We start from the raw sequence: 13,594 nt of genomic DNA on the forward strand, positions 1-13,594 counted from the left end.
TGTGCCCCGCAGCATGCGTTTTCGTGCACCGCGTCTTGCAAAAAAAACCGTTCCTCCTCTATGGTGCAATCGATTGCATTGCAGCAGTTCGACAGCGTTTGATACCAGGAGGCCGGAAGGCGGATGTCCATCCATTCCATCAGACCGCCCTCGGCGCCGGGGCTCACGCGGCGCGATGCGCTTCGCATGGCGGTCGCCGGCAGCCTTGGGCTGGGTGCTGCGGCCGTGTTGCCGGCGTTTGCCGCTGCCGCCCCGCTCAAGGGCAACCTGAAGCACGCCGTCGCCCGCTGGACCTTCCCGCAGCTGTCGGTCGCCCAGCTCTGCACGACGGTGAAGGACATTGGTTTTGCCGCCATTGATCTGGTCGGCCCAGAGGATTGGCCCACACTGAAGGCCCACGGCGTGGACAGCTCGATGTGCAACGGCGCGGAGCTGGGCCTCACCAAGGGCTTTGCCGACCCCCGGTTCCACGACGCCCTGGTGGAGCGCTACACGCGGCACATCGATCTGGTGGCCGATGCGGGGTACCGCAACCTCATCTGTTTTTCCGGCAACCGCAATGGCATGGATCCCCAGCAGGGCATGGCCCACGCCGAGGCGGGCCTCAAGCGCATCCTCGGGCATGCCGAGAAACGCGGCGTGGTGCTGGTGATGGAGCTGCTGAACTCCAGGGTCGATCATCCCGACTACCTGTGCGACACCTCCACATGGGGCGTGGCGTTGTGCCAGCGTCTCGGCTCGGACCACTTCGGCCTGCTCTACGACATCTATCACATGCAGATCATGGAGGGCGACATCATCGCCACCATCGGCAGGGATCACGCCTGTTTCAAGCATTACCACACGGCGGGCGTGCCGGGCCGGCACGAGATCGGGGACCACCAGGAACTCAACTACCCCGCCATCTGTCGCGCGATCCGCGACACCGGTTTCGACGGCTATCTGGCGCAGGAATTCATGCCTGCGGCACCGGATCCCGTCGGCTCGCTGCGCGAGGCGATCCGCCTCTGCGACGTCTGAAACGATATCCACCAGGTGAGAGATCCATGGCAGACAATCATTACGACGCCATCGTTGTTGGCTCGGGAATCAGTGGCGGTTGGGCGGCGAAGGAGCTGACCGAGAAGGGCCTCAAGGTGCTGATGCTGGAACGCGGCCGCAACATCGAGCACGTGAAGGACTACGTCAACGCGATGAAGGAGCCGTGGGACTTCCCGCACCGCAACCGGCCAACCCAGGCGATGAAGGCGGCCTTCCCGGTGCTGATGCGCGACTACGCGCTGGCCGAGAACCTCCAGGGCATGTGGGCCGACGAACAGGAATCGCCCTACATCGAGACCAAGCGCTTCGACTGGTTCCGCGGCTATCACGTCGGCGGGCGTTCGCTGATGTGGGGCCGGCAGAGCTATCGCTTCTCCGACCTGGACTTTGAGGCGAACCTCAAGGACGGCATCGCCACCGACTGGCCGATCCGCTACGCCGACATCGCCCCCTGGTACGACCATGTGGAGAAGTTCGCCGGCATCGCCGGCACCCGCGAAGGGCTGGACGTGCTGCCGGATGGCGAGTTCCTGCCGCCGATCCCACTCAATATCGTCGAGAAGGATGTGGCCGCGCGGATCAGGAAGGCCTTCGGCGGCACCCGGCACATGATCCACTCGCGCACCGCCAACATCACCCAGCCGATGCCCGAGCAGGGCCGCGTCAACTGCCAGTACCGCAACAAGTGCATCCTCGGCTGTCCCTTCGGGGCCTATTTTTCCACCCAGGCAGCGACGCTGCCGGCGGCGATGAAGACGGGCAACCTGACCTTGCGGCCATTCTCAATCGTCAAGGAAGTGCTCTACGACAAGGACCGCAAGCGTGCGCGCGGCGTAGAGGTCATCGATGCCGAGACAGGGCAGACCTATGAGTACACGGCGAAGGTCATCTTCCTCAATGCGTCGTCCTTCAACTCGACCTGGCTGCTGATGAACTCGGCCACCGATGTCTGGGACGGTGGGCTGGGCTCCTCGTCCGGCGAACTGGGCCACAACGTGATGGACCATCATTTCGGCGCGGGTGCCTCCGGCCGGGTCGAAGGGTATGAAGACAAGTACTACTTCGGCCGTCGTCCCTGCGGCTTCTACATTCCCCGCTTCCGCAACGTGGCTGCGGACAAGCGCCGCTACCTGCGTGGCTTCGGCTACCAGGGCGGTGCCAGCCGCATGGGATGGTCGCGCGAGATCGCCGAGCTGAATATCGGTGCCGACCTGAAAGAGGCGCTGACCGTGCCCGGTGACTGGCGCATCGGCATGACCGGCTTCGGCGAGATGCTGCCGCACCACGACAACACGATCCGCCTGGACAGCGACCGCAAGGACAAGTGGGGACTGCCGGTGCTGGCGATGGATGTCTCCATGCGCGCCAACGAACTGGCCATGCGCAAGGACATGGCCGCCGATGCCGCCGAGATGCTCGAGGCCGCCGGCGTCAAGGACGTGGAGATGCATGACAATGACTACGCCCCGGGCAAGGGCATCCACGAAATGGGGACTGCGCGCATGGGCCGTGACCGCAGCACCTCCGTGCTGAACCAGCACAACCAGGTCTGGGATGCGCCCAACGTCTATGTGACCGACGGGGCGTGCATGACCTCCAGCGCGTGCGTGAATCCTTCATTGACCTACATGGCGCTGACGGCACGCGCTGCCGACCATGCCGTGCGCGAACTGAAAGCGGGGAATCTCTGATGGACCGCCGCGAACTGCTGAAGATGATCGTCGCCGCCACCGGTGCGGCCATGATCGGTCTGCCCGCACTCGGTCAGGCACAGGCTCCTGCCGCAGGGGCGAAGTCGCGCTTTTCCGACGCGGATGTCGGCACGCTGGATGAGATCGCCGAGACCATCCTGCCGCGGACGAAGACGCCGGGGGCGAAAGACGCAGGCGCCGGTGCGTTCATGGCGACGTTCGTCAGCGACTGCTACACCGCCCGGCAGCAGGCGACGTTCCGCGCCGGCCTGGCCGATATCGACAAACGCGCGGGCGGCCGCTTCGTTTTACTTGCGCCGCAGGCCCGCACCGAGCTGCTGCGCGCGCTGGATGCAGAGGCCAGGAAGCACGCGGTCGAGGTGACCGAGACCGGCACCGCCGAAGCAGGAGAGCCGATGCCGCATTACTTCACGATGCTCAAGCAGCTGACCATATTCGGTTTCTTCACCTCCAAGGCCGGCGCAACTGAAGTGCTGCGCTACGTCGCGGTGCCGGGGCGCTACGACGGCGACCTCGCCTATATCCCCGGTACGCCGGCGTGGGGGACCAGCTGATGGAGCGCAACGGAATGATCACGCCTGTGCTGATCGCCGCCGCCGTGCTGGTTGCCGCACCTGCGCTCGGGCAGGCCGGTGCCGACCCTGCACGCGATCCGAAGAAGACCGAGGTCTGGACGCCGGTGCCAACGAGCGTGGCCACGCCCCCAGGAAAGGCACCCTCCGACGCAATCGTGCTGTTCGATGGCAACGATGTGTCCGCCTGGGAGTCGGAGCAGGGCGGGCGCGTGCCTTGGCGCGTCGCTGATGGCGTACTGACGGTGGTTCCGGGCAGCAAGGGCATCCGCACCAGGCAGCACTTCTGCGACGTCCAACTGCATGTCGAGTGGCGCACGCCTGTCGAAATCGAGGGCTTTGAGGGCCAGGACCGCGGCAACAGCGGCATCTTCCTGCAGGAACGATACGAGCTGCAGGTGCTCGACAGTTACAACAACCCGACCTATGCCAATGGCCAGGCCGGCGCCATCTACAAGCAGGCCATGCCCTTGGTGAACGCCTCGCGCGCACCGGGGCAGTGGCAGGCCTACGACATCCTCTGGAAGGCACCTCGGTTCTCACCCGGCGGCGGGCTTGTGTCGCCCGCGCGCATCACGGTCCTGCACAACGGCGTGCTGGTGCAGGACGACACCGTGCTGGCGGGCAAGACCGAGTACATCGGCGCGCCCTCGTACGCGCCCCATGGGTGTGCGCCGATCTACCTGCAGGAACACGATTCCAACGTCAGCTACCGCAACATCTGGGTGCGGGCGCTGTAGTGGACTCCTATTTCGCCAGGTAACTGGCGAGATTGTCGATTTCCTGTGCCGACAGCTGGGAAAAGGGCGGCATCAAGCCGCCGCCCTTGCTGATCTTTTCCTTGATCTGCGCCGGCTGCAGCCGCTTGGCGACATCGGTGAGTGCGGGGAACGTCGGCGGAATGCCGGCCCGATTCGCGCCGTGGCAGGCCGTGCAGTGCACGGTATAGAGTTGTGCGCCAGCGGCCGGGTCGTCCTTGGACCACGCTGTGGTGGGGGCCAGCACCGTGCCGAACAGCGTCAGGACCAGCGTCAGGATCTTGTTCACGTGGGGCTCCTTGGCGGGCTAGCGCGGTGCGCTGGCGGGCGGCGTGGCGGTGAGGTGTTGACGCAGGTAGTCCGCGCCCGTCTTGATGACCTTGGCCGGATCACGCGGTTGGTCGTGCTCGACGATGTACCACTGCACGCCCGCCGCCGCGGCGGCAGGCAGGATCGCGTTCCAGTCCAGCACGCCCTGGCCAACGGCGGCGAAGCCGCCCTCGTCTTCGGCCTGGCCTTTGGGGGCGTTGTCCTTGGCGTGTACCGCGAACACGTGGCCACGGAATTTGCCCAGCATCACCACCGGGTCATGGCCCGCACGGGCTACCCAGGCCAGGTCCAGCTCGGTCTGCAGGTCGGGGCCGGCCGCAGCGAACAGCAGTTCCAGGCCGGTTTTGCCGTTGAAATCGACCAGCTCGAAGTCATGGTTGTGGTAAGCCAAGCGCATCCCCTGGGCCTTTGCCAGCGCCGCGATCCGGCCCAGTTCCTGGCCCAGTGTGGTCCAGCCTGCGGCATCGGTCGGCCGATCCTTCTTGTCCAGGTACGGCACCACCAGGGTGGTGTTTCCGATCGAGCGGTTGAAGGCCACCACCCCGGCCAGGTCGCTGCGCAGATCGGCCAGTTGCACGTGGGAGGAAATGGCCTTGATCGAATAGCGGTCCAGCAGGTGCTTGAGTTCGGTGGCGCTGACGTTCTGGGTACCCACTGTCTCCACCGCGCCGACGCCCGCGTCATGCACGATCTTCAACTGCTGGTCGAGCGTGCCGGCGTCGCGCAGCGTGTACATCTGCACTGCGATGGGCTGCTGCGGACCGGCGGGGTCGCCTGCGAAGGCAGGCAGGGCAACGAGCAGCAGCAGTGCAAGGGTGGTGGTCCTGCGCGTAGCGATTTTCATCAACACATCCTCCCGGGATTCAACCGATGGTGGTCCAGGCACGTGACCTGGCCGATGCAATCACGCGGTCGACGATCAACGCCGAACGCAGGCCGTCCTCGAAGGTGGGCAGGCCCTGTGGCCGCTCACCGTCGATGGCGTGATAGGTGTCCGCGACGAACGCCTCGAAGCAGTGGCCGTAGCCCTGCGCATGGCCGGGCGGCAACACCGACAGCCGGCGTTGTTCGGCACTGCCGGCACCCGGTCCACGCACGAAGGTTTCCTCGCGCTGGTCGGGTCGGCCGATCCACAGCCGTTCGGCGTCCTCCTGGTTGAACGCCACGCTGGCCTGGGCGCCGTCGATCTCGAACCAGAGGCGATTGTGGCGTCCGGCCGAGACCTGGCTGACCGTCAATGACGCCAGCGTGCCTGCGCCGGTCTTGAACATCGCCGCGGCCACATCTTCGCTGGATACGGCCTGCATCGCGCCGCCCGCCGCCGGCGTGGTGAAGCTCTGGCCGGTGAGGGCGCCGCGCTCGGCGAGCACGGTGGCGAATGCCGCACTGACGTCGACGAAGCGCTCGCCACTGACCCATTCCACCAGGTCGCACCAGTGCGAGCCGATGTCGGCGAACACGCGCGACGCGCCGCCCAGCGCCGGGTCCACGCGCCAGTTGTTGCTGGCCGGGTCCAGCAGCCAGTCCTGCAGGTAGCTGCCGTGGATCAGGTGCAGCGGCCCCAGTTCGCCCTGCGCGATGCGGGCGCGCGCCTCGCGCACCACCGGGTGGTAGCGGTAGACGAACGGCACCGTGGCGACCAGCCCGGTCGAGGCGGCCAATGCGGCCAGCGCCTGGGCGTCCTCCAGCGTGGTGGCCAGCGGTTTCTCGCAGATCACGTGCTTGCCCGCGTTCAGCGCCGCCTGCGCCATGCCGCGGTGCAGATGGTTGGGCGTGCAGACGTGCACCACCTGCACCTGTGGATCGGCGACCACGTCCTCGATGTCCCGATAGGCACGCGGCACGCCCCACGCCTGCGCCACGTCGCGTGCGCGCTGCGGTGACGAGGCGGCCACGCCCCGGATCTCCGCACCGGCCAGCAGCGCCGCGCGATGGTGTACGGCGCCGATCATGCCGGTGCCGACGATGGCAATTCCAAGCTTGGGCATCGGGTGCGGTCCTCAGGGGGTGGACGGTGCGGCCGCAACCACCGGCCGGTCGCGGAACAACAACAGGAAGGCGATCAGCACGACCAGCGCCACGCCTGCCGGGAACAGCCAGATCTTCTGCCAGTCCGGGCCCGCCGCCGTGGTGTAGTGCTCCACCACCGCGCCGGACAGGAACGTGCCAATCAGCATGCCCACGCCATACGTGGCCAGGGTGATGAAGCCCTGCGCGCTGCTGCGCGCGGCCGGGCCGGCATGCGCATCGGTGTAGATCTGGCCGGTGACGAAGAAGAAGTCGTAGCAGATGCCGTGCAGCACGATGCCGATCACCAGCAGGGAGAAGCCGCTGCCTGCATCGCCGAAGGCGAACATCGCATAGCGCACTACCCACGCCGCCATGCCCACCGCCAGCATCGTCTTCACTCCCAGCCGCACGAACAGGAACGGCATGGCAAGCATCAGCAGCACTTCGGAGACTTGGCCCAGCGATTGCAGGCCGGCCGCGCCGCGCACGCCCAGATCGTTGAGGTACGGGTTGGTGAAGTTGTAGTAGAACGCCAGCGGGATGCAGATGGCGATGGAGGCCAGGAAGAACACCAGGTAGGCGCGCGACTTCAGCAGCCGCAGCGAGTCCAGCCCCAGGATCTGTCCCAGGCCGGCGTCGCGCTGTTGCGCCAGCGGCGGCGTGTGCGGCAGGGTGAATGCATACAGGCCCAGGGCCAGCGACGCCATCGCCGCCATCTGGAAGGTCAGCTCGAGCCGATGCGCCTGTTCCCAGCCCAGCCAGCCGATCAGCACGCCGGCCACGATCCAGCCGATGCTGCCGGCCACCCGCACCAGCGGAAACTGCTTTTCCGGCGACTGCATGTGCCGCATCGCCACACTGTTGGCCAGCGCCAGCGTTGGCATGAACAGCAGCATGTATCCCATGACATAAACGGAGAAGGTGCTGAAGTCCGTCGCCGTGGAGGCCAGCCACATCATCGCCGCGCCGGCCAGATGCAGCACCGCGAGAATGCGCTGCGCTGCGAAGTAGCGATCCGCAATCAGGCCAACCAGGAACGGCGCGACGATGGCGCCGATGGATTGGCTGAGGAACGCCGTCGCGACCTGGCTCGCAGTGGCCTGCAACGGCCCCTGCACCAGGTACGTTCCCAGGGTCACGAACCACGCGCCCCAGATGAAAAACTGCAGAAACATCATCGCGCCCAAGCGCGACATGGTGTGCGTCATGGCTTGCCCTCCCAGGCAGTGATGGCTCAGATCCCCAGCATGCGGCGCAGTGATCCAGGATCGGTGCCGCTGTCGGCAAAGTCGTCGAAGGCGCGCTCGGTCACGCGGATGATGTGGTCGCGGATGAAGACGGCCCCTTCGCGCGCGCCGTCTTCCGGGTGTTTCAGGCAGCACTCCCACTCCAGCACTGCCCAGCCGGGGAAGTCGTACTGCGCGAATTTCGAGAAGATCGCCTTGAAGTCGATCTGCCCATCACCGAGCGAGCGGAACCGGCCCGGACGATCGATCCAGTCCTGGTAACCGCCATACACGCCACTGCGCGCACTGGCGTGGTACTCCGCGTCCTTGACGTGGAAGATGCCGATGCGCGCGTGGTAGCGGTCGATGAAGGCGAGGTAGTCCATCTGCTGCAGCAGCAGATGGCTGGGGTCGTACAGGATCTTTGCGCGGGGGTGGTGGTCCACCATGTCGAGGAAGCGCTCGAAGGTCGCGCCGTCGTGCAGGTCCTCGCCCGGATGGATCTCGAAGCACAGGTCCACGCCGCAGGCGTCGAAGGCATCGAGGATGGGGCGCCAGCGGCGGCCGAGTTCGGCGAAGGCTTCTTCCACCAGTCCGGGCGGGCGTTGCGGCCAGGGATAGAAGTAGGGCCAGGCCAGCGCGCCGGAGAACGTGGCGTGCGCGGTCAGCCCCAGGCGCTCGCTGGCCTTGGCGGCCAGCAGCAGCTGCTCCACCGCCCAGGCCTGGCGGGCCGCGGGATCACCGCGCTTGTCCGGTGGTGCGAAGCCGTCGAACAGGCTGTCATAGGCCGGATGGACGGCAACCAGCTGCCCCTGCAGGTGGGTGGACAGCTCGGTGATCTGCAGGCCATGCCCGGCCAGCATGCCGGCGACGTCGTCGCAGTAGGCCTGGCTGCGCGCCGCCTCGGCCAGATCGAACAGGTGGGGCGCGCTGGTCGGCACTTGTACGCCAGAATAGCCCAGCCCCGCGGCCCAGCCGGCCAGCGTGTCCAGCCGATCAAAAGGAGGTGTGTCGCCGATGAACTGCGCCAGGAACAGCGCTGGACCCTTGAGCGTTTTCAAGAGGATTCGCCCTCGATGCAATCGATTGCATTATCCTAGCAGGGGCATTCGAAAGACCCGTTGTGCACTGCACAGCGGAAGGAAGAGGTAACCCCATGGCCACCATCTACGACATTGCAAAGCACGTCGGCGTCTCGGCCGGCACGGTGTCGCGGGCGCTGTCCCGACCGGAGAAAGTGCTGCCGGCCACGCGGGCGCGCATCGAGCAGGCGGCCGCCGCGCTGGGCTATGTCCCCAACACGGTGGCCAGAACCCTCAAGACCCAGCGCAGCGGCAAGATCCTGGTCACCGTGCCGGACATCGCCAACCCGTTCTTCGCCCAGATCCTGCAGGGCGCGGAGGACGCGGCGCAGGCCGTTGGCTACGCCGTGCTGCTGGGCGATACCCAGAACCTGCCCGAGCGCGAGGAGCGCTACGCACAGATGCTCCGGCGCAACGAGGCCGATGGCCTGATCGTGCTGGGCCATCGCCTCCCGCCCACGGCACGTGACATCGTCCAGCAGCAGGGCAGTGCCGCGCCGGTGGTCAACGGCTGCGAGGTCGATCCCGCGCTGGGCATCCCCAGCGTCCACATCGACAACGCGGCCGCCGCGCGCGCGGTGATGGAACACCTGTACGGGCTGGGGCACGAGCGGATCGCCGTGGTCGGTGGGCCGCCGGACAATCCCCTGCACCAGCAGCGACTGGAAGGGGTTCGGGCCGCCGGCAAGGCGCGCGGTCGCCTGCGTCACCTGAGCGTTGTGCCGGGTGACTTCTCGGTGGAATCCGGCCATGCCGCCGGGATGAAACTGCTGGCCCGCGCGTCGGTGCCGACCGCGGTCTTCTGCTTCAGCGACCAGATGGCGCTGGGCGTGCTGGCGGCCTGTCGGGATCTTGGCATCGGCGTGCCCGATGGTCTGTCTGTCGTCGGCTTCGACGACCTGGCATCGTCGCGTTACCTCACGCCCCCGTTGACGACCATTCGACAACCGATGCGGGAGATCGGTGCCCGCGCGGTCCATCTGCTGCTTGCCATCATCGAACGTGTCGATGTACCGCTTCAGCAGACGCTGGATTTCAGTTTGATGGTGCGGGGCTCGACTGCAGCGCCCGCGCCGCATCCACTACCATGGGCCACCCGTCAGGATGCGCCCGCATGTCCATAGTGATCCCCGCGTTGCCCAAGCCGCCCACCGCCCGCATCGCGGCCTGGGTGCTGATGCTGCTGGGCATGTGGCTGACCCTGAAACTCGGGCTGGTGGTGACCCTGCTGTCGGGCCTGCTGGTGTTCCACCTGACCCACCTGCTGGCCTCCACCGTCGAAGGCAAGCTGCCGCCCGGGCGCGCACGGGCCTATTCGGTGATCGTCCTGTCGGCGTTGATCATCGGCGCGCTGACCCTGGCGGCGATCGGCATCGCTTCGTTCTTCCGCAACGAGACCGGTGGCCCGGATGCGCTGTTGATGCGCCTGATGGACATCCTCAACACCTCCCGCCACCAGGTGCCGGACCTGCTGCAGCCCTATATCCCGGAAGACCTGCAGGCGCTGCGCACGGCGATGAACGACTGGGCGGCGACGCACCGCCAGCAGCTCGGCATCGCCGGCACCTCGGCCGTGCAGATCAGCGTGCGGATCCTGATCGGCATGGTGCTGGGGGCGATGATCGCGCTCTACGACGAGTTGCCCTTGCCCAAGATGGGGCCGCTGGCGCAGGAGCTGATCGGCCGCACCAGCCGCATGGCCACGGCGTTCCGGCAGGTCGTGTTCGCACAGGTGAAGATCTCGCTGCTCAATACGCTGTTCACCGCCATCTTCCTGCTCGGGGTGCTGCCGCTGTTCGGCGTGCATCTGCCGCTGTCCAAGACGCTGGTGCTGATCACCTTCCTCGCCGGCCTGCTGCCGGTGGTGGGCAACATCATCTCCAACACGGTCATCACCATCGTCGCGCTGTCGGTGTCGTTCTACGTGGCCGTGGTCGCGCTGCTGTACCTGGTGGTCATCCACAAGCTGGAGTATTTCCTCAACGCGCGCATCGTCGGCGGCGAGATCCAGGCACGTGCGTGGGAACTGCTGCTCGCCATGCTGGTGATGGAAGCCGCGTTCGGGCTGCCAGGGCTGGTCGCGGCGCCCGTGTTCTATGCCTATATCAAGCGCGAGCTGCTGGACCAGCGCTGGATCTGAATCACCGGCCGCCGCGCGCGCTCCGTTGCTCCCAGCGCCGCCGCGGTCTATAACGCGGGTGGGTCTTCCACGGGAACGGCACCATGGCGACGAACGGTCCACGCGCGTCAGGCAGTCAGGGCGCGCCCCCGCTCCCTGACAGCGCCCCGCAGCTGCTGTCCGGCGGCAACCCGCAGATTCCCAAAGGCGACGGCGACGGGCCGGTACAGGCCTACATCGCCGCGATGCCCGGCTGGAAGCGGGCGGTGGGCGAACGCCTGGATGCGCTGATCGTGGCAACCGTCCCGGGCGTGCACAAAGCGGTCAAATGGAACTCGCCGTTGTACGGCATCGAAGGCGATGGCTGGTTTCTGAGCCTGCATTGCTTCACCCGCTACATCAAGGTGGCCTTTTTCCGCGGGCGGTTACTGCAGCCGGTTCCGCCAGTCGCCTCGAAAAGCCAGGACACGCGCTACCTGCATATCGAGGAAGGCGTGCCGCTGGACGAAGCGCAGTTCCGTACCTGGCTGGAGCAGGCCAGCCGCCTGCCCGGCGAGCGGATGTGAGGGCAGGGCTGCCCTACAGCTTCAGGTTCAACGACACGTAAGCCGAGCGCCCCGGTGCGGGCGAGAACATCGGCTGGTCATCGCCGCCCCAGAAGAAGTTGTCGTACCACGCATAGGCGTAGTCGCGGCCGGTCAGGTTCTTCACCTGTACATCCACGCTCAGCCGCTCGGACAGCTGATACGACGCACTGGCATCAAGCACCGCGAAGGCGCCGAACGTGCCCTGCGTGTTGCGCTCTTCAATGTAATAGTCACCCTGCATCCGGCCCTGCAGGCCGAAGGTCCAACGATCGTTGGCGCGGTAGTCCAGGCCGATGTTGCTGATGTAGCGCGGCGTGGCGATGACCTCGTTGCCGGCCAGGGAGGTACCGTCGGTGGTGAAGGCGCTGACCACCTTGGCCTGTTGGATGGCGTGCGAGCCCCACAGCGTCCACCGGTCGCCCAGGCGCGCGGTGACCTGCAGGTCGATGCCTTCGCGACGGGTCTGGCCCAGGCCGACCGAGGTGCCGGTGGCCGGCATGTTGGCGACCTCGTCGGTTGCATCCTGGCGCCACACCGCGATGCGCGCGTCGGTGCCGACGGCCGGGGTGAACTTGATGCCCACCTCCTTGCCGGTATTGATCGAGGGCCGGAACGTGTCCTGGCCGGCGGTGAGGTAGGCCGGCGCGGTGGAGCCGGTCAGTACCTGGAACGTCCTGCCCCAGTTGGCATAGACGTTCAAGGCCGGGGTGATCGCATAGACCACGCTCAGCTTGGGCTGCTCGATCGTGCCGTAGTGCTGCAGCGGGGCGGTGATGCCACCGGGCAGGCGGGTGGTGCCGGAGAAGCGGTCGACGCGGTAGGCCGGCACGATCTTCAGGGCAGGGGTGGGCTGATACACGGCCTGCACGTAAGCACCGAGGTTGTCCAAGGTGTAACGGTCATCGTTCTGGACCCGCGCCGGGGTCGAGAAGTCGGTCGGGACGGCGTGGTTGTAGCGCAGGCGGCGGTACGTGTTGTCCTGGTGCTCGGCGTTGAGACCGCCCTCGACTGTCAGCGCAGGCATGGCCGCCCAGGTCAGCGTGCTGAGCAGGCCCGTCTGTTTCTCGTCCCACTGGCGGCGCTGGCGCGGCGCGTTGCCGGGCACGTAACGGGTGAAGGTCACCTGCCGATCGTCCTCGTAGCGGTTGTAGTACAGCGTGTTGCTGACATGCACGGTGTCGCTCAGCTGCAGGTCCAGATGGGTGCTGAGATGGCGCATGTCGCGGTCGTCGAGATCGTTGGCATTCTTGAGCGCCGATCCGCGACGGTCGGTGGCCAACTCTTCAGCCGTCATGAAGCCGGGCTCGTCCGCCTCGTGGTGGTACACCCGTGCGATCAGGCCGATGGTGAACAGGTCCTCGTCGCCGCTGTAGAACCACTTGCCGCCGAGCGAGTATTTTTTCGAACGGTCATGATCGCGGTAGCCATCGGAGGCCTGTGAGGCCAGTAAGTAGTTCTGGGCGACACCGTTCGCTTCGCGACCGATCGCGACCTGCGCTTCGCGGGTGTTGTAGCTGCCGTAGGTGAGCCGCGCATCGGTGTAGTTGCCGCCTTGGCGGGTGCCGAGATTGATGTTGCCGCCAATGTTGTGCAGTCCGTAGCGGGGATCGTTGGTGCCGCGCACGACTTCGATGTAGTCGATGTCCAGCGGGAACACCATGTCGATGAAGCGCTGGTTGCCGCTGTTGACGTTGCTGGGGATGCCGTCGATCAGGATCTTGATGCCGTTGAGGTAGCCCTCGCCGTTGAACGCGCGGAAGGTGGCCTTGCCGGACTCCGCGCCCTGGCGGGTTTCGGTCAGCTGCATACCCGGCATCTGGCCGAGCAGCTCCCAGCTGTTGGAGACGTTCTTCTCATGCACCTGGTCGCCGCCCATCACATCCACCGAGGTCAGCACGCGGTTCGCAGCGAGGGGACGGCGGGAGCCTTCGCGCACATGCACGCTGCCCAGCGTGATCGCCGCATCGCTGGACTGCGCGCGCGCTCCGCCGGCGCACAGGGTCGCCAGCACGGCGGACACCATTGCCTTGGTTTTCATCTCTTTGTGCCTTTCAGTAGCCGTGAGAACAGGGGTAGGGCAAGCGGACAGCGGTCGCTCGCTGAGGGGAAGGGGGAACTAAAAAGAAATAATATAACATTGCATTAATGTCCGCTTCC

Annotated in this window: 13 protein-coding genes; 7 read left to right on the forward strand and 6 right to left on the reverse strand. The window is 66.3% G+C overall.

The genetic code is table 11. The features are described from left to right. Positions 1-123: 123 nt before the first annotated feature. From ABE472_RS12535 to ABE472_RS12550, 4 genes are read left to right on the forward strand one after another with little or no spacing between them, the layout of a single operon-like run. Positions 124-1,020, forward strand: a complete 897-nt coding sequence (locus ABE472_RS12535) for a TIM barrel protein (RefSeq protein WP_313217537.1) — start codon at positions 124-126, stop codon at positions 1,018-1,020. 26 nt (positions 1,021-1,046) lie between these two features. Then, positions 1,047-2,732: a GMC family oxidoreductase gene (locus tag ABE472_RS12540; RefSeq protein WP_346466321.1), complete on the forward strand. Its 1,686-nt coding sequence runs from the start codon at positions 1,047-1,049 to the stop codon at positions 2,730-2,732. Continuing rightward, positions 2,732-3,307 (forward strand): gluconate 2-dehydrogenase subunit 3 family protein, encoded by a 576-nt coding sequence (locus ABE472_RS12545; protein WP_346466322.1) that lies wholly within the window; start codon positions 2,732-2,734, stop codon positions 3,305-3,307. Before ABE472_RS12540 ends, ABE472_RS12545 begins: the two co-directional genes overlap by 1 nt. 14 nt (positions 3,308-3,321) lie before the next feature. Then, on the forward strand, positions 3,322-4,065 hold the full coding sequence (locus ABE472_RS12550) for a DUF1080 domain-containing protein (RefSeq protein WP_346466323.1): 744 nt from the start codon (positions 3,322-3,324) through the stop codon (positions 4,063-4,065). Between the two features lie 7 nt (positions 4,066-4,072). Here the strand turns inward: ABE472_RS12550 and ABE472_RS12555 are convergent, their stop codons facing one another. The 5 genes from ABE472_RS12555 to ABE472_RS12575 are packed head-to-tail and all read right to left on the reverse strand — an operon-like array spanning position 4,073 to position 8,710. Continuing rightward, on the reverse strand, positions 4,073-4,363 hold the full coding sequence (locus tag ABE472_RS12555; protein WP_313219149.1) for a cytochrome c: 291 nt from the start codon (positions 4,361-4,363) through the stop codon (positions 4,073-4,075). A 27-nt stretch (positions 4,364-4,390) separates the two neighbouring features. Continuing rightward, entirely contained in the window at positions 4,391-5,257 is an 867-nt protein-coding gene (locus tag ABE472_RS12560; RefSeq protein WP_313217545.1) for a sugar phosphate isomerase/epimerase, read from the reverse strand. 19 nt (positions 5,258-5,276) lie between these two features. Beyond that, positions 5,277-6,401, reverse strand: coding sequence for a Gfo/Idh/MocA family oxidoreductase (locus tag ABE472_RS12565; protein ID WP_313217547.1), 1,125 nt, complete (start codon positions 6,399-6,401; stop codon positions 5,277-5,279). Positions 6,402-6,413: 12 nt separating this feature from the next. Continuing rightward, positions 6,414-7,631, reverse strand: coding sequence for a nucleoside permease (locus tag ABE472_RS12570; protein WP_313212053.1), 1,218 nt, complete (start codon positions 7,629-7,631; stop codon positions 6,414-6,416). A gap of 26 nt (positions 7,632-7,657) precedes the next feature. Then, on the reverse strand, positions 7,658-8,710 hold the full coding sequence (locus ABE472_RS12575; protein WP_346466324.1) for a sugar phosphate isomerase/epimerase family protein: 1,053 nt from the start codon (positions 8,708-8,710) through the stop codon (positions 7,658-7,660). 95 nt (positions 8,711-8,805) lie between these two features. On the opposite strand from ABE472_RS12575, the gene ABE472_RS12580 reads away from it, so the two are divergent. The 3 genes from ABE472_RS12580 to ABE472_RS12590 all read left to right on the forward strand — a co-directional run bounded on the left by ABE472_RS12580 (position 8,806) and on the right by ABE472_RS12590 (position 11,416). Beyond that, a complete protein-coding gene (locus tag ABE472_RS12580) occupies positions 8,806-9,855 on the forward strand; it encodes a LacI family DNA-binding transcriptional regulator (protein ID WP_346466325.1) in 1,050 nt (349 codons plus the stop codon). Further along, complete coding sequence (locus ABE472_RS12585) at positions 9,846-10,871, forward strand: AI-2E family transporter (RefSeq protein ID WP_265309429.1); 1,026 nt, start codon at positions 9,846-9,848, stop codon at positions 10,869-10,871. The genes ABE472_RS12580 and ABE472_RS12585 overlap by 10 nt, the downstream gene beginning before the upstream one ends. Positions 10,872-10,954: 83 nt before the next feature. After that, a complete protein-coding gene (locus tag ABE472_RS12590) occupies positions 10,955-11,416 on the forward strand; it encodes a DUF1801 domain-containing protein (protein WP_313217554.1) in 462 nt (153 codons plus the stop codon). Between the two features lie 13 nt (positions 11,417-11,429). On the opposite strand, the gene ABE472_RS12595 is transcribed toward ABE472_RS12590, so the two are convergent. Continuing rightward, positions 11,430-13,475 carry a TonB-dependent receptor gene (locus ABE472_RS12595; protein WP_346466326.1) on the reverse strand — a complete coding sequence of 682 codons (2,046 nt, stop codon included), beginning with the start codon at positions 13,473-13,475 and terminating at the stop codon, positions 11,430-11,432. Between the last annotated feature and the right edge of the window lie 119 nt (positions 13,476-13,594).

This window comes from Stenotrophomonas sp. TWI809, assembly GCF_039673205.1.
Taxonomy (GTDB): domain Bacteria; phylum Pseudomonadota; class Gammaproteobacteria; order Xanthomonadales; family Xanthomonadaceae; genus Stenotrophomonas.

What these genes read in the sequence shown, in the direction of transcription:
- ABE472_RS12595 (WP_346466326.1), bottom strand. Translation starts at nt 13,475, where the DNA reads ATGAAAACCAAGGCAATGGTGTCCGCCGTGCTGGCGACCCTGTGCGCC.
- ABE472_RS12535 (WP_313217537.1), top strand. Translation starts at nt 124, where the DNA reads ATGTCCATCCATTCCATCAGACCGCCCTCGGCGCCGGGGCTCACGCGG.
- ABE472_RS12570 (WP_313212053.1), bottom strand. Translation starts at nt 7,631, where the DNA reads ATGACGCACACCATGTCGCGCTTGGGCGCGATGATGTTTCTGCAGTTT.
- ABE472_RS12560 (WP_313217545.1), bottom strand. Translation starts at nt 5,257, where the DNA reads ATGAAAATCGCTACGCGCAGGACCACCACCCTTGCACTGCTGCTGCTC.
- ABE472_RS12540 (WP_346466321.1), top strand. Translation starts at nt 1,047, where the DNA reads ATGGCAGACAATCATTACGACGCCATCGTTGTTGGCTCGGGAATCAGT.
- ABE472_RS12545 (WP_346466322.1), top strand. Translation starts at nt 2,732, where the DNA reads ATGGACCGCCGCGAACTGCTGAAGATGATCGTCGCCGCCACCGGTGCG.
- ABE472_RS12590 (WP_313217554.1), top strand. Translation starts at nt 10,955, where the DNA reads ATGGCGACGAACGGTCCACGCGCGTCAGGCAGTCAGGGCGCGCCCCCG.
- ABE472_RS12550 (WP_346466323.1), top strand. Translation starts at nt 3,322, where the DNA reads ATGATCACGCCTGTGCTGATCGCCGCCGCCGTGCTGGTTGCCGCACCT.
- ABE472_RS12580 (WP_346466325.1), top strand. Translation starts at nt 8,806, where the DNA reads ATGGCCACCATCTACGACATTGCAAAGCACGTCGGCGTCTCGGCCGGC.
- ABE472_RS12585 (WP_265309429.1), top strand. Translation starts at nt 9,846, where the DNA reads ATGTCCATAGTGATCCCCGCGTTGCCCAAGCCGCCCACCGCCCGCATC.
- ABE472_RS12565 (WP_313217547.1), bottom strand. Translation starts at nt 6,401, where the DNA reads ATGCCCAAGCTTGGAATTGCCATCGTCGGCACCGGCATGATCGGCGCC.